This window comes from Corynebacterium sp. HMSC074C01, assembly GCF_001814605.1.
Classification (GTDB): Bacteria; Actinomycetota; Actinomycetes; order Mycobacteriales; family Mycobacteriaceae; genus Corynebacterium.
Window position 1 is genome coordinate 58,126 of the sequence record NZ_KV817275.1, and the last position, 14,253, is coordinate 72,378.

Below are 14,253 nucleotides of genomic sequence, written 5' to 3' on the forward strand. Positions count from 1 at the left end.
TTTACGACGAGCCCGCGCAGCACCTCCTCCAGCTGCGAGTTATCCCCCGTGTCCTGGCTGTGAAACGCACTGCAATAAACTCCGCGCGCACGCGGCTATCACTCGCTAGCCGCTCCACATTAAGTCGGTATCCTGCCGCCGTAGCCAGCGCGTCAAAGAACACCGTCTGTGTGCGGGTGTTTCCTTCTCTAAAACTGTGCACCACATTGAGCTCGCCCCACAGCTCCGCCAGCTTGGCCACAAACTCATCAATCTCTAGGCCACGCAGAAAGTCATCCTTCGCCAGCCCCGCGAACAGCTTCTCTGCTGCCTTCGTCATTTCCGGCCCCGCCGGATAGTAGGCATGCCCAGCCTTAATCATGAACTGACCTGTAGGGGCAGTCCGCTCCTCCCCCGCCCAGTCATACACATCCTGAAACAGATGTCGATGTATAGCCTTGAAGTGCGCGTAGTCAAAAGCACCTTCCACAGGCACTATGCAAAGCTGAGCAATCCGAGCGTTGACGGCAACGGTTTCAAGATGATTCAGTCGTTCTAAGTCTGGCTCCCCAAAGGGATGTTCCTCACTTAAAAAGAGGTTGCGTAGAGTCCTCGTACCTGGAATGTAGTAGTCATCCCAATTCTTTTGTCTCATCCCCCGATTCCTCCCATAATTTAATTGAGCTGGGACTTAGCCTTCGCGATAGCTTCGTCGACCGTCATCTCTCCTGAAGCGACGGCACGGACAAGCTCTTCCTGCTCCGCATCCATATCGTGTCCAGCCAACAAAGAAACCCCCTTGGCAAACGTCACGCTATCTTCAACGCTCTTCCCTGTTCTTACTGTGCTTGTCATGTGGTTATCCTCCCGAGTTTTCAACTACATTTTCTCTCATTTTAGCAGCTCATAACACCAATCCCAAGGGCGCTTCCCATCTCGAGAACAACGTTCAGGGCGTGCATTTTGCTAAACTTCATCAATAAGTTTTAACTATTGTCTAGCCGCCCAATGTAAGGAGCTCGCCGCCCAGCAATGCTTTCCATCGACGCCGATTATGGGCATTCCACTCCCCTTGGACATCTTGAGAAGGACTTCACCCCAGGCCGCATCTATGGGCTCGCCGGGCCCAACGGTTCAGGTAAATCCACGGTGCTAGCCACGCTCGGCGGTGAACTTGCGCCTCTCGAAGGCGCAGTGGAGTGCGACGGCTATCCCGTCGGTACAAAGGAGCAGCCGGGTGCTGTGATTACGGTGGCCGAGCCGGTTTTCCTTCCCGACCTTACTGTGGGCGAGCACTTGGACTTGATAGGAAAAGCGGCAGGGGTGGACGTCGCCAAGCTCTGCGAGCTCTGGGCGCTTGAGCCTCTCCTTCCGCACCCCGCCTCGCGCCTGTCCTCGGGCCAACGCCAGCGCGTCTTTCTGGCAGCACAGCTGTACCAGCCGGCACGTGCAGTGCTTATCGACGAACCCGAGCGCCACCTCGACGCCACCTGGACCGAGTTCCTCGCCAGCGAATTGCGCTACCTAGCCGACGAGGAGAATCGCTGCATCGTCGTGGCCGCGCATTCCGACACCATCACCCAGGCCTGCGACGAGGTGGTGCAGCTGTGATGCGCACGCTATCCCGGCTAGGTGATGGCATCTGGTATCTCATCCTCGCCGGTATCGTCATCGGCTTCGGTTATACAGTCTGGCAAGAAGTCGACGCAGTCCTGCCTATCATCCCGGCGCGTATCACTCTGACTGGTGTCGCTCCTATTGCCGGCATCGTGGGACTGCTCGCTCTCATCGTGTTCGCCGAGATTCTTTATCCCCTACGGGCGCTATCCCGGGAGCGTTGGGTGTACGTTGACCGCCCGCGCGGCCGGCTCCGCGGCACGGACTGGATCACGTGGGCGCAGCTGATCGGGTTCGGGGCCTTGGGCCTCGGCATCTGCGTGTCCACCGGGCTATCCCCGTGGTTCGCGCTGGCAGTCCCAGCCCTGCGTTTTGTCGTGGGGTGGCGCTCGTTCACGCTGGCTTCGCTTCTCAGCGCTGGGCGCACGCGCCTGGTCGGTGGATCTGGTCTTGGCCTGCTTGATTCGGAGGTCACCTCCGATGCCATTGCGAGCCAGTCCGCCTGGATTCCTCGTCGTGCCCATGCGCCCTCCACGTTGATGGGTCTCTTCTTCCGTCGTCTGGGACGACGGTGGTACATCGGCGTCGGTGCGCTCGCGGTCCTCGGCTTGTCGTTAGGGTTTGCCCCACAGCTCGGGGCGCTGGCTATCGTCGGATTCATGTCCGCGTGGAGCATCGTCGGCGCGGCGGTTGGGCGCGCCGCCTCCTTCGGCCGCGTCAGCGACGATGCATGGCCCGACTGGGGCCTTCCTCTTATCGCTTCTGTGGGCACGGCGTTCCTTGGCGCCGGTGTCCTCCTCTTGGTGTGGAAGCTCTCTGCCATCGCAGTGGCGCTCATCATCGCCGGCCTTAGCTGGGCGTCGTTTAAGCGCTCCCGCCCGGCACGGGTGGACAGCATGTCCATGCTGGACAGCGGCGGCTTCGGTGTCTCCTTCTCCCCCGAGGTGCTGCACTACATTGCCCGCGGCGCTCTCGGCCTTGGCGTGGCGGCCCTTGCGCTGGGGTATTAACCGGGGCTAGTCTTTCGGGCATGAAGATTTTTTCCTAATTCGACGTCACACTTTTTACGCGACTTACTCGAAGGTGGATTTCTTCATGCCTATTTCTTTTTCTCATCTCACCGTCACCTGGCCCGACGGCACCCCATGTTTCACGGACCTCACCGGAACGTTTTCTTCCCGCTTCACGGGCTTGGTGGGTGCGAATGGTTCCGGAAAATCAACGCTGGCCAAGGTCCTTGCTGGTCTCATTGCCCCGACTTCGGGCACGGTATCCGCGGGTTCAGTCCTCTATGTCGACCAGGATTTAGGCCTCCACACGTCTGACACCATCGCCAATGTCTTTGGCGCAACAGAGATCCTCAGCGCCATTGCCCGCATTGAGGCTGGCGAATACTCGGAAGAGCTCGCCACCACTGTTGGTGAGCAGTGGGATTTAGCAGAGCGTATTGAAGCAGCTCTCGACGCTGCGGGTATCCCCTTCCCGCTGGATCGCACTATCGGCACATTGTCGGGTGGTGAAGCCGTGACTGTGGCGCTGACCGCCGCCTTCTTCCGCAAGCCGGATTTCCTGATCCTCGACGAGCCCACCAACAACCTGGACTCCGATTCACGTCAACGCTTGCTCGAGCTCATTCGCACCGCGCCGATGCCGGTTCTCGTCGTCTCACACGACCGCGAGCTCCTCGCGCACGCGGATAGCATCGCGGAACTCTACCACGGCACTCTTCGCGAGTTCGAGGGAAACTACTCCTCCTACCGCGCAGCGATTGATGCCGAGCAGGATTCCGCGCAGGCCAAGGTCAGGGAAACCAAGGCTGAGCACCGCAAACAGATCCGCGAGCGCGCCGCCATGCAGACCCGCATTGCGCGCGATGCCCGCCGCGGCAAGAACTTCGCCGCCTCGAAGCGCAAACCCGGCATGGCCATGGGCTTGGACAAGAACCGTTCCGAGCGCTCGGCCGCTGGGCGTTCTCAACAGGCCAACGATGCAGTGGCTGCCGCCCAGTCGGCGCATGACAAGGCACAGCGCGCGCTTCGCGACGACGCCCATGTCCACATCGATCTCCCCGGCACTGAGCTGCCCGCGGGCACCCGCGTGCTGGTCAGCGATCTGCTCAGCATTACTGGCCCCGAACGGGTTCGCCTCGCCGGGCCCAACGGCAGCGGCAAGACCACCTTCCTCAACCGCATCGCCCGCGGCGACGTCGAGTACGCGCTGCCCTGCGGGTACATCCGCCAACGCATCGTCTTGCCCGCAGAGAAGTCGGTGCTCGACATCGTGCGGGAGGCCAATCCCAACGCGGACCCGCAGTTCCTGCGCGACCAGCTGGCCCAGATGCTCTTTATCAACGACAAGATCCATCAGCCCGTGGGCCAGCTTTCTGGTGGCGAGCGCTTCCGCGTCGAAATCGCCCGCGTCCTGCTCAGCGACCCAGCCCCGCGCTTTCTGCTTCTCGACGAACCAACCAACAACCTCGATATCCCCACCACTGATTGGCTGATTGAGGTGCTCACGAGCTACCGCGGGGCATTCATCTTGGTCAGCCACGATGAGCATGTATGCCAGCAGCTCGATCTGACGCGCACCGTTCACGTGGCCCCATAAACTGAAACCTCTCTAGCACTCACCCTCTTTTCGTTGTACAGTTTCTTGTACAAGAAGGGAGATAGCTTATGAAAACCATGTCCTACTCGGAATCGCGAGCAAGATACGCGGAGGTCCTACAGTCGGTCGTTGATGACCGCGAAGAAGTCATCATCACTCGCAATGGTCATGAGTCTGCAGTCATCGTTTCCTTAGATGACTACAACTCTCTTCGCGAAACCGCATACCTTCTGCGTTCCCCTCGCAATGCCCAGCGCCTGCTTGACTCCATCGAGAGCCTCAACGCCGGGGAAGCAACGGAGCACGAACTCATTGAGGAAGACTAAGCTTCATGATTCTTTCGTGGACAGAGGAAGCATGGGAGGACTACCTCTGGTGGCAAGCTCACGACAAGAAGATCCTCAAGAGAATCAATAGCCTCATTAAAGACATTGCACGAAACGGCAATGAAGGGATAGGAAAACCCGAACCACTCAAGTTCGAGTTAGCCGGGTTCTGGTCTCGGCGAATTACGGAAGAGCACCGACTGATCTATCGCATTAAGGGCGCGACCATCGAGATTGCTGGGTGCAGATACCACTACTAACTAGCGTCAACTTCCCCTATCGCCTCTGCCCAAAAAGGCATCTGACAAAAGGCATCAGTCATAAGGCGTTTTCACGGCCAAAAACGCCTTTTGCGCATTGCAGATGGCGTTTTTACACCCAAAGATACCTTTTATCAGACGCCTTTTGCGGGGCGCCCTTTGTGAGGTGCTAAAAAGCAGGCGCCGACAGCGAGCTAGCTGACGAGCGCCTGCGCGGCAGCGCGGGCACCGGCAATAACGGCGGGCACACCGACTCCATCAGCCCAGGCGCCGGCGGTGACGATACCGGGGACGTCGGCAAGCTTGGCGCGGACCGCGGCAACAGTGGCCAGGTGCTTATCGTCATAGCGGGGGATGCCGCCGAACCAGCGCTGCGTGTAGATCTCCTCCACACCGGCGGCGCGGCCGTCGAAGCCGGTGATCTTCTGCAGGTCATCGAGGGCATAGTCCACCAGGTCATCCTCCTCCGCACGCACGAGGGAGTCATCGCCGAAGCGGCCGAAGGAGGCGCGCACGAGGAAGCCCTCGCGCTCTGCCAGGTGCGGCCACTTGTTGGAGGAGAGCGTGAAGGCCTTGGCGCGCACACCGGGCTCGTCCGAGGCGACGAGGATGCCGGTGGCCTCCGGAAGGGAATTTCCTTCCGGGTCCGTGGCGGAGGCGAAGTTGAAGCCGACGACCACAGAGGAGGCCAGCTGGACAGAAGATAACTCCTGGGCGGCCTCCGGGGCCACGGCCTTGAGCAGGCGCGCGGTGGTGGGTGCCGGGGTGGCAAAGAGCACGCGGTCGAAGGGACCGATATCCCCCGGCGCGCCCTTGACCTCGAAGGCATCACCCTTGCGCGTCACGCCAGAGACGAAGGTGTCCAGGTGGATCTGCGCGCCGGACTTCTCAGCCAGAGCTTCGTAAAGCTCGGCATAGCCGCCCTTAAAGGTGCCGAAGACGGAGCCCTCGGCCGGGCTGCGGCCGGACTCGATCTGCTTGATTGCGGCCGACAGCGTGACGGGGCCGTCCTTCGCCAGGGAGTCCAGCGTGGCTGCCAGGTGCGGAACCGTGGCACGCAGGCCCAGGTCATCGGCCGAGCAGGAGTAGACACCGCCGAGCAGCGCGGAGACCACGTGGTCCACTACGTCATCACCATATTGCTGGCGCACGAGCTGGCCCACGGAGACGTCCCCGCCGATTTCCCACTCGAAGGGCTGTTCGTTGGTGATGCGCTCGTTGGTCGTCGCGGAGAAGAAGTCCTGCGGCTCCGACGGGATGCCCATGACTCCGCCCTGTGGGAGGAAGCGCAGCTCGCCGCGGGTATACACGCGCGGGCGCAGTTGCGGATTGGGCTCGACGAAGGAATCCTGCAGGCCAAGCTCGGTGAAGAAGTCCACGGCGTCTTGGCGGCGGCGGATGAAGGCCTCCGCGCCCATGTCCGTGGGGCCGCCGTTGAAAGCCACGGTGTGCAGCTTGCCGCCGATGCGATCGGCCGCCTCGAAAACGTAGACCTCGTGGGTGTCCTCAGTGTTCTGCTTGAGTTCCCACGCTGCGGTGAGGCCTGCCAGGCCCGCACCGATGATTGCGATCTTCATTTAGCCCTCCTCGTGGATGATGGCGACGGCGTGGGTGATGGCGTCAGCGTCGGTAGTCGGCAGCACGCCGTGGCCGAGATTCCAGATGTGTCCATGCAGGTTGCCTGCCGCGCGGGCGGCATCTACTTCTGCCTTGATGGCGCGTACTTCCTTGCGCACCGCATCCTCGCCGGCAAACAGCAGAGCCGGGTCTAGGTTGCCTTGCAGGATGTCCGCGTTGACGCGGGCCGCGGCGGCATTCATGCTCACGCGATAGTCCACGCCCATGACCTCAGAGCCAGCTTCAGACATCGCGCCGAGCAGCTCGCCGGTCCCCACACCGAAGTGGATGCGCGGCACGCGGCCTTCAGCGACCTTGAGGATTTGCTCCGAATAGGGCAGCACGAACTCGCGGTAATCGCGCTCGTTGAGGTAGCCCGCCCAGGAATCGAAGAGCTGCATCGCGTCGATGCCGGCATCCAGCTGGAGTTCCAGGAAGGAGATGATCGTCGGGGTGAGGCGCTTCATGAGGTTGTGCCAGGTTTCCGGATCGGAATGCATCAGGGCCTTGGTGCGCTCGTGGTTCTTCGACGGTCCGCCCTCAATGAGGTAGCTGGCCAAGGTGAAGGGCGCGCCGACGAAACCGATGAGGGCCTGCTTGTCGGTGAGCTCGCTCAGAATAATCTCAATGCCTTGGCGTACCTCGGGCACATCGACGTCGAGGATAGGCAGGTTGGCCACGTCCTCCGTGGTGCGCACGGGCGCATCCATGACGGGACCGCGGCCGGGGACGATCTCCACACCGACGCCCGCGGCCTTGAGCGGGACAACGATATCGCTGAACAGGATGGCGCCATCAACATCGTGGCGGCGCACCGGCTGCAGGGTAATCTCCGCGAGGAGCTCCGGCATGAAACAGGAATCCAGCATGCTAATTCCCTCGCGCACCTTGCGGTACTCCGGCAAAGAGCGCCCTGCCTGGCGCATGAACCAGACGGGCGGGCGGGAGGGCGTGTGGCCAGTAGCGGCAGCAATCAGCGGCGCATCAGACAGTCGAGACATACCGTCCATTATGAATCAAAAGTTGGAGTAGGCGCCAATCAGGAGTTTTGGGCGCGGCGGGCCTTAATGAAAGCCGTCGAATCCGGGTGAAAGAGGAAGTAGATGGCCACCAAGAGTGCCATCGGGATAAGCAACAAGAGCAACCCGCCCACGCCCGCGATCAGCGCCGCAATGCTGACGAACATGATGTAGGCAGACACCGCGGTGATGATGCGGCGCGCCCATATCGAGCCGCTCGCCAACTGCGCGGAGCACGCCGCAATGACGACGGCGCCCACCACGTTGGAGATGGCCGCGAAACGTGTGTTGAAGCGGATATAGTCCACTTGTTCCGGGCTGAGTTGGGTGTTCGTCACCGATGTATAGGAACCAAAGAGCCCCACCATCCCGGCGGTGAGCATGACAACTGCGGCAACTACGCAGACCCAATAGGCAATGCGCAGCTGGGACGGCCAGGTGGAAGAATCCTGCTCCCCCTGCTTCTTGGGGCGGCGTGGGCGGCGGTTATAGTCCGCGGGGCCGGGGCGCTCGCTCATCGCTTGCCGTCCTTGTTGTCTTCTTTCTCCCGGTCCTTGCTCTTCTTCTCGCGCTCCTCCAGGTTTTCCTGGCGGCGCTGCTCCTCCATCTCCTTGCGCATCTGGCGCAGCTGCTCCATCTCGCCGGTGTACTCGAGTACCTCTTCCTTGGTGGAGAACATCAAGCCCATCACGGCCGCCACGCCGACGAGGATCTGCACGGCACCGTCGAGCAGGAAGAGCCAATCCGGCGCGCTCGCCCCGGCGGGGCTGCTGATGAAGACGATGAGTACGCGGAGGGCAAAGTAGAGGGAGAAGGCGAACCACAGGCGCCGGCCAGTACCGGCTGCCTTGGAGTTCTTGTGGATAAAGCCCAGCATGATGCCCAGCAGCACCACGATGGCGAGTGAAATCAGCGAGCTGAAGGCCACCGAGCCATAGCCCACGAGTTGTACGAGGGCATCGCTCACGTCCTGCCCGGATTTCTCCGCCGCAGACTCCGCGGTCTTGCGGGCCTGGGCAAAGAGCTCATCCCTATTCAGCAGGGTCAGCACGATGCTCAAGACTAGGTGGACCACCTCAAGCACCAAGGCAACGGTCCACACCTTAAGCATGAGGGAGACGGCCTCTGTACGCTTGGCCTGCTCCTTATCCGGCTCCTTATTCTGCCCCGTCGGCTTCGGCGCCGACGAAGCCGTGTTCGGGCTGAACGTCACGATTCTCCTTTTACTTGAGCAAGCGGGCGGCGTCCGTGGCGAAGTAGGTCAGGATCTGATCCGCTCCCGCGCGCTTGAACGCGGTCAAGGACTCCAGCATAACGGCCTCGCCATCGATCCACCCGTTCTGGGAAGCGGCCTGAATCATCGCGTACTCGCCGGAGACCTGGTAAACAGCCACCGGCACGGAGGAGCGCTCGACGGCACCGGCCAGCACGTCGAGGTACGGCAAGCCAGGCTTGACCATGACGATGTCCGCGCCTTCCTCGATGTCCAGGTCCACTTCCAGCATGGACTCGCGGAAGTTACGCGGGTCCTGCTGGTAGGTGCGGCGGTCACCCTCCAGGGAGGAGCCCACGGCATCGCGGAAGGGGCCGAAGAAGGCCGAAGCATACTTGGCCGAGTAGGCCATGATCGCAACATCCTCGTGGCCGGCCTCATCGAGGGCCTCGCGGATGGCGGCAATCTGGCCATCCATCATGCCGGAGGGGCTAACCATGTGCGCACCAGCGCGGGCCTGGGAGCGAGCCATATCCTGGTAAAGCTCCACGGTTTCATCGTTGAGCACGCGGCCTTGGTCATCAATCACGCCGCAGTGGCCGTGGGAGGTGAACTCATCAAGGCAGGTATCCGCCATGACGATGAGGTCATCGCCGAATTCCTGGCGCAGCTCCGCAATCGCCACGTTGAGGATGCCCTGCGGGTCCCAGGCCACGGAGCCGGTCGCGTCTTTATCTTCCTCACGCGGCACGCCGAAGAGGTCAACGCAGGTCACGCCCGCATCAAGGGCCTCGTGCGCGGCACGTTTGAGGGAATCCAGGCTGTGCTGCTGCACGCCCGGCATGGAGGGGATGTCACGGGGTTCATTCAGACCGTCGACCACGAACATCGGGAGGATGAGGTCGGAGGGACGCAGCGACGTTTCCGCAACCAAATCCCGAAAAGCCGGGTTCTGGCGTAGGCGGCGGGGGCGGCGAGCAATGCTCATGAGTAAAAACTCTCCTTTGAGCTACGAGAAAATTGAACTACCTTCCCGACTCTAGTCGCCCGTCACCTGCCCGCCCAGACGCGGTCTACGCCGTCTTCTTGCGCGAGCGGCGCTTCTTGCGCGGAGCAGGCAGGTTGCCGGCAGCGCGCAGGGCGGCGACGTGCTCGGCGAGGGCGTCGACAAGCATCGGCACATCCGCGACCTCCGGGACCACGTCCACGCGCAGACCCACCTCCTCAGCCGCCGCCTTGGTGGAGGGGCCGATGCAGGCGATGATGGTGCGGGCATGCGGCTTGCCGGCAATGCCGACGAGGTTGCGCACCGTCGAGGGCGAGGTAAAAGCCACTGCGTCGAAGCCGCCGGTCTTGATCATGTCGCGGATCTCCGCCGCCGGCGGGGCCGCACGCACCGTGCGGTAGGCCACCACATCATCGACTTCCCAGCCCAAGTCCAGCAGGCCAGTCACCAGCGCCTCGCCGGCGATATCAGCGCGCGGCAGCAGCACACGCCCCACGGCGTCGATGTCTTCGACGTAGTTGGGGAAAACCTCCACGAGCCCCTCGGCGTTCTGCTTCGTTGCCGGCGGCAAAAGCTCCGGGACCATGCCCTTGGCGCGAATCGCATCGGCGGTCTTCTGCCCCACCGCGGCGAGGTGCACGCCGGCGAAGTCGCGGGCATCGAGGCCGAGTTCCGCGATCTTCTTCCACACCGCGCTCACCGCATTGACGGAGGTGAACACGACCCACTTGTAGCGGCCTTCGACAATGCCCTTGATGGCGCGGTCCATCTGCGCCGGGTTGCGCGGAGGCTCCACGGAGATGGTGGGAACCGACTGTGGGATGGCGCCGTGGCCAGCCAGGCGCGCGCTCATCGCTGCGGCCTGCTCCTTCGTGCGCGGCACCAGCACGCGCCAACCATAGAGCGAACGGTTTTCCCACCAGGAATACTTCGAACGATCGTCAAAGCTGCGCCCCAGCGTGACCACGAGCTCGCCCGGCAGCTCAGCGTCGAGCTTGCCGAGTGTTCCCAGCGTGGTCTCGTGTGTGCGCTGTAGGCGCGTTGTGCCGTGGACGGTGACGTATGCTTCCGTCTCCGCCGGCATCCCGCGCTCCACCAGCTCGGCGGAAATGACCGGCAGGTCATCTGCCGTGGCCTGCAAAACCATCGGTTGCGTCGCGGTGGCCAGTGCGTCCCAGTCCGCGCCTTCCGTGATATCGGCCTCGGTATAGGTCGCACCGAGAGCGATGCCCGCGAAAGAAGGAACCGTCGAAGGCAGAGACATGCCCGGGACCACCTGGAATTCCATACCCGCATTGGCCACGGCGGTGATCTCCGCCTTGATGGACTCACGGTTGAGCGGGTTACCGGTCACCAGACGGATCACGTCATGCCCCTCGGCACGCTCGAGCGCGTTACGCAGTTGCTTGACGACGTCCCCCTCGACCTCCTCAAAGACCGCTGCCGTCGGCGGTGCCGGGCGCGGCGGCTTGCGGCGCACGCCCGCCTCCTTGGCGGCGGCGCAGATGCGCTCGTACTCTTCCTCGGCGGCGTCGAGAAGCTCCTGCGGAACCGGCACCTGCTGCGCCACCATGTCGCGCACGCCCTGCGAGACCCCCGGGTCGGTGACGACGTTGACGGTCGTCTCCAGAACCTCGCGGGCGCGAACGGTCAGCAGGTCGGGGTTGCCTGGACCAGCGCCGACGAAAACGACTTTGCCCAGATCAGACTTACCCAGCTCAGGCTGGGTATCCGGCGCAGCATTGCTCATAAGGTTCTTTTCTAGTTTGTGGGTTCCGAGTGCCCCGGCGCCACGCGTGGCAGGCGCGGGAAATGGAGACAAGAAAGCCCCTCACTCGCGAGTTAAGGGGGCCTAAATCATTGCTCTCAATGATCGTGTGCTAGATACACACTAAAGGAAAAGGCCCCAAAGCAAAAATTACGTGCGATTACTCCGCTGCCAGGAGGTCTGCAGCTCCCTGTGCGAAGAGCTCCTTGGACACCGCACGTCCTAATTCTTCTGCTTCGCTTGCCGGGCCCTGGGCCTGAGCGATGAGCTGACCGGAGCCGTCGAGAGCGAAGACACCGCCGCGGACTACCAGCTGCTCGCCCTCCCAGTGGGAAGTAGCAGCGACCGGCGCAGTGCAACCAGCCTCCAGCTGGGAGAGCACGGTGCGCTCGGCGCGAGTGGCGGCGGTGGCGGGGGCGTCGGCAAGCAAAGCAATAGCCTTCGCCGCCTCAGTTCCCTTCACTGCCTCGATGGCCAGCGCGCCCTGCGCAGGCGCGGGCATGAAGACCTCCGGATCGAAGACCTCGGTGGCGCGATCCGCGTAACCCGCGCGCACGAGGCCTGCGTAGGCCAGGAGGACGGCGTCGAGCTCGCCGCTGGTGACCTTGCCCATGCGGGTATCGATATTGCCGCGCAGCGGACGAATATCCAGGTCCGGGCGCATAGCGCGCAGCTGGCTGATGCGGCGCGGCGCGGAGGTGCCCACGCGCGCGCCCTTCGGCAGCTCCTTGAGGGTCAGGCCATCGCGGGCGATGAGCGCCTCACGGACGTCCTGGCGCTGCGGCACCACGAGGTCGAAACGCTCGTCGGCAGCCGTGGGCAGGTCCTTGAAGGAGTGCACCGCGATCTCACACTCGCCGCGGTCGACGGCCTCACGCAGCGCCTGCGTAAACACACCCACGCCGATGCGCTCCACAGGAGCCATGTTGACGTCACCCTGCGTGGTAACGATGTGCAGCTCAGCCGCATAGCCTTCCTGCTGCAACCACTCCTGCACGTGGCCGGACTGAGTCGTGGCCAGGAGGGATCCTCGGGTACCGATCTTCAACATCTATGCGTCCTTTTCTTCCTTAGTATTTTCCGCGGCTTCCATCTGCGCGGCATCCGGCAGCTCCGCCATGTCTACCGCCACGCCGCTGCCCTCCAGCTGGAGTCCAAAAAGCTCTTGCAACGCGGTCTCATGGCTAACCGTGCCGGAGTTGGCCGCGAGCTGCTTCGCGCGAACCGTGGGCTCGTGAAGCAGCTTATCCGCAACGCGCTTGAGTGCGCGATTGATATCTCCCATCTGGCGCTCGTCCAACTCGGGGTGCTTCTGCTCCATCCGCGCTACCTCGCACTGGACCAGATTTGCCGCCCGCTTGCGCAGTGCCGATACGGCTGGGACGACGTCGCGGACGCGCTGCTCGGAAGCATAGGCTTCCAGTTCTTCACTGACGATGCGCCGCGCCTGCGCGTGTGGGCTGGTACCCGCTGCCAGATCGGTATCGGCCGCCTGCAGAGAGTTGTTGAGACGCTCGATATTGACCAGGTCGACCCCCTCTGCCTCTGCCACGGCATCATCAATATCGCGCGGCAGGGACAGGTCCACGAGCATGAGTTCGCGGTCGGCCACGTGATAACGCTCGACGTCGGCAGCCGTAATTGTGAAACCCTGGGCTCCCGTAGCGGAAATCGCCACGTCCACATCGCGCAGGGCTTGGGCGCGCTCCGAGAATTCAATGACGTCTGCGTACACGCCCGCCTCATGGGCGTGCTGCGCCACACGCTCCGCGCGGGCGATGGTACGGTTCGCGATAATCAGGTGCGCACCCAGGCGCCCCGCGTGCGTTGCCGCCAGCGAAGCCATTGCACCTGCGCCCAAAATGAGCACTCGCTTGCCCGCGAGATCTTCCCTGCCCATGCGGCTTAGCGCCTGATCAAAAGCAAAGGAGACCATGGAGGAGCCCGCCTCATCGATCTCAGTTTCGGAATGCACCCGCTTGCCGGTACGCAGCGCGGACTGTGCCAGCGCGTGGATGCGCGGGCCGACGGTTCCTTGCTCCGAAGCAAACTGGTAGGCGGTGCGCACCTGGCCGATGATTTGCTGCTCACCCACCACCATCGAGTCCAAGCCGGAGGTCACCATCATGAGGTGCTCGGCGGCGGCGTCGGCATAGCGCACATAAAGATAGGAGCGCAGCTTCTCCTCCTCCACCCCGGAGACTTCAGCGAGGTTGCGCACGACATCCTGGACGCCGGTGTGGAAAGAGTTAGTGACTGTATAGACCTCGAGGCGGTTACAGGTGGAGATAATCATCGCCTCGCTCAACGAGCCTGCCGATACCATGGCACGGCAGGTGTCATTCTGCACGGTCTCGTCCATGCTCAGCTTTTCCAGCAGCGCCACCGGCGCCGACTGATGCGACATGCCCACGACGAGCACACTCATGCACAACCCTCCAGTTTTGCATCATCCCTTTGGATGACATAGATCATCCGAAAGACTACTAGTTTTCAGCTCGTTTCCGAAACTCGCGGGAGTCCCCGAGGAAAGCTACTCCGCCAGCGCCTGCGCTAGCTCCTCGTTGTCCACTTCCCAGCAGGAGAACTCCTCGCCATCAATAACTACAACGGGGACGCGATCACCATATTCCATGGCCAGCTCCGCATCCTCATCGACGTTGCGTACTTTAAGCTCTGCCCCAGCCTGCCGGACCACCGGGGTAATCTGCTCCAGAACGCGCGCGCAGGAGCCACACGTGGTACGCACCATCAGCTCGACGACGTGAGACATTAAGAACTCCTCGATAGGACGTAGAACGGTTCGCGGTTTACTATGGACACGTTAGTCTTCCCACCCTA

Annotated in this window: 16 protein-coding genes; 5 read left to right on the forward strand and 11 right to left on the reverse strand. The window is 62.4% G+C overall.

Annotated features, from left to right (window positions below; translation table 11 throughout):
* Position 1: 1 nt before the first annotated feature.
* Both HMPREF2978_RS05395 and HMPREF2978_RS05400 read right to left on the reverse strand, forming a co-directional pair.
* Positions 2-634, reverse strand: a complete 633-nt coding sequence (locus HMPREF2978_RS05395) for a Fic/DOC family protein (RefSeq protein ID WP_210383622.1) — start codon at positions 632-634, stop codon at positions 2-4.
* 20 nt (positions 635-654) lie between these two features.
* Entirely contained in the window at positions 655-834 is a 180-nt protein-coding gene (locus HMPREF2978_RS05400) for an antitoxin VbhA family protein (RefSeq protein ID WP_070526080.1), read from the reverse strand.
* A 177-nt stretch (positions 835-1,011) separates the two neighbouring features.
* On the opposite strand from HMPREF2978_RS05400, the gene HMPREF2978_RS05405 reads away from it, so the two are divergent.
* The 5 genes from HMPREF2978_RS05405 to HMPREF2978_RS05425 all read left to right on the forward strand — a co-directional run bounded on the left by HMPREF2978_RS05405 (position 1,012) and on the right by HMPREF2978_RS05425 (position 4,789).
* Entirely contained in the window at positions 1,012-1,590 is a 579-nt protein-coding gene (locus HMPREF2978_RS05405; RefSeq protein WP_070526083.1) for an ABC transporter ATP-binding protein, read from the forward strand.
* Positions 1,590-2,606, forward strand: a complete 1,017-nt coding sequence (locus tag HMPREF2978_RS05410) for an ABC transporter permease (RefSeq protein WP_070526085.1) — start codon at positions 1,590-1,592, stop codon at positions 2,604-2,606. The genes HMPREF2978_RS05405 and HMPREF2978_RS05410 overlap by 1 nt, the downstream gene beginning before the upstream one ends.
* 85 nt (positions 2,607-2,691) lie before the next feature.
* Positions 2,692-4,203 carry an ABC-F family ATP-binding cassette domain-containing protein gene (locus HMPREF2978_RS05415; RefSeq protein WP_070744485.1) on the forward strand — a complete coding sequence of 504 codons (1,512 nt, stop codon included), beginning with the start codon at positions 2,692-2,694 and terminating at the stop codon, positions 4,201-4,203.
* Between the two features lie 68 nt (positions 4,204-4,271).
* Complete coding sequence (locus HMPREF2978_RS05420) at positions 4,272-4,529, forward strand: type II toxin-antitoxin system Phd/YefM family antitoxin (RefSeq protein WP_070526090.1); 258 nt, start codon at positions 4,272-4,274, stop codon at positions 4,527-4,529.
* Between the two features lie 5 nt (positions 4,530-4,534).
* Positions 4,535-4,789 carry a Txe/YoeB family addiction module toxin gene (locus HMPREF2978_RS05425; RefSeq protein WP_070526092.1) on the forward strand — a complete coding sequence of 85 codons (255 nt, stop codon included), beginning with the start codon at positions 4,535-4,537 and terminating at the stop codon, positions 4,787-4,789.
* A 194-nt stretch (positions 4,790-4,983) separates the two neighbouring features.
* On the opposite strand, the gene HMPREF2978_RS05430 is transcribed toward HMPREF2978_RS05425, so the two are convergent.
* The 9 genes from HMPREF2978_RS05430 to HMPREF2978_RS05470 all read right to left on the reverse strand — a co-directional run bounded on the left by HMPREF2978_RS05430 (position 4,984) and on the right by HMPREF2978_RS05470 (position 14,185).
* Complete coding sequence (locus tag HMPREF2978_RS05430) at positions 4,984-6,366, reverse strand: protoporphyrinogen oxidase (RefSeq protein ID WP_070744487.1); 1,383 nt, start codon at positions 6,364-6,366, stop codon at positions 4,984-4,986.
* Positions 6,367-7,407, reverse strand: a complete 1,041-nt coding sequence (gene hemE / locus HMPREF2978_RS05435) for a uroporphyrinogen decarboxylase (RefSeq protein ID WP_070744488.1) — start codon at positions 7,405-7,407, stop codon at positions 6,367-6,369.
* Positions 7,408-7,445: 38 nt separating this feature from the next.
* A complete protein-coding gene (locus HMPREF2978_RS05440; protein ID WP_070744489.1) occupies positions 7,446-7,943 on the reverse strand; it encodes a tellurium resistance protein TerC in 498 nt (165 codons plus the stop codon).
* Positions 7,940-8,638 carry an MFS transporter gene (locus HMPREF2978_RS05445; protein WP_070744491.1) on the reverse strand — a complete coding sequence of 233 codons (699 nt, stop codon included), beginning with the start codon at positions 8,636-8,638 and terminating at the stop codon, positions 7,940-7,942. Before HMPREF2978_RS05445 ends, HMPREF2978_RS05440 begins: the two co-directional genes overlap by 4 nt.
* A gap of 10 nt (positions 8,639-8,648) precedes the next feature.
* Entirely contained in the window at positions 8,649-9,626 is a 978-nt protein-coding gene (gene hemB / locus HMPREF2978_RS05450) for a porphobilinogen synthase (protein WP_010189806.1), read from the reverse strand.
* Positions 9,627-9,711: 85 nt separating this feature from the next.
* Positions 9,712-11,394: a bifunctional uroporphyrinogen-III C-methyltransferase/uroporphyrinogen-III synthase gene (locus tag HMPREF2978_RS05455; protein WP_070744493.1), complete on the reverse strand. Its 1,683-nt coding sequence runs from the start codon at positions 11,392-11,394 to the stop codon at positions 9,712-9,714.
* Between the two features lie 178 nt (positions 11,395-11,572).
* The gene (gene hemC / locus HMPREF2978_RS05460; RefSeq protein ID WP_070744495.1) at positions 11,573-12,463 is read right to left on the reverse strand and encodes a hydroxymethylbilane synthase; all 891 of its coding nucleotides are present in this window, start codon (positions 12,461-12,463) and stop codon (positions 11,573-11,575) included.
* A complete protein-coding gene (locus HMPREF2978_RS05465; protein WP_070744496.1) occupies positions 12,464-13,840 on the reverse strand; it encodes a glutamyl-tRNA reductase in 1,377 nt (458 codons plus the stop codon). It lies immediately after the preceding gene.
* 105 nt (positions 13,841-13,945) lie between these two features.
* On the reverse strand, positions 13,946-14,185 hold the full coding sequence (locus HMPREF2978_RS05470) for a glutaredoxin family protein (protein ID WP_070744498.1): 240 nt from the start codon (positions 14,183-14,185) through the stop codon (positions 13,946-13,948).
* Positions 14,186-14,253: the final 68 nt, after the last annotated feature.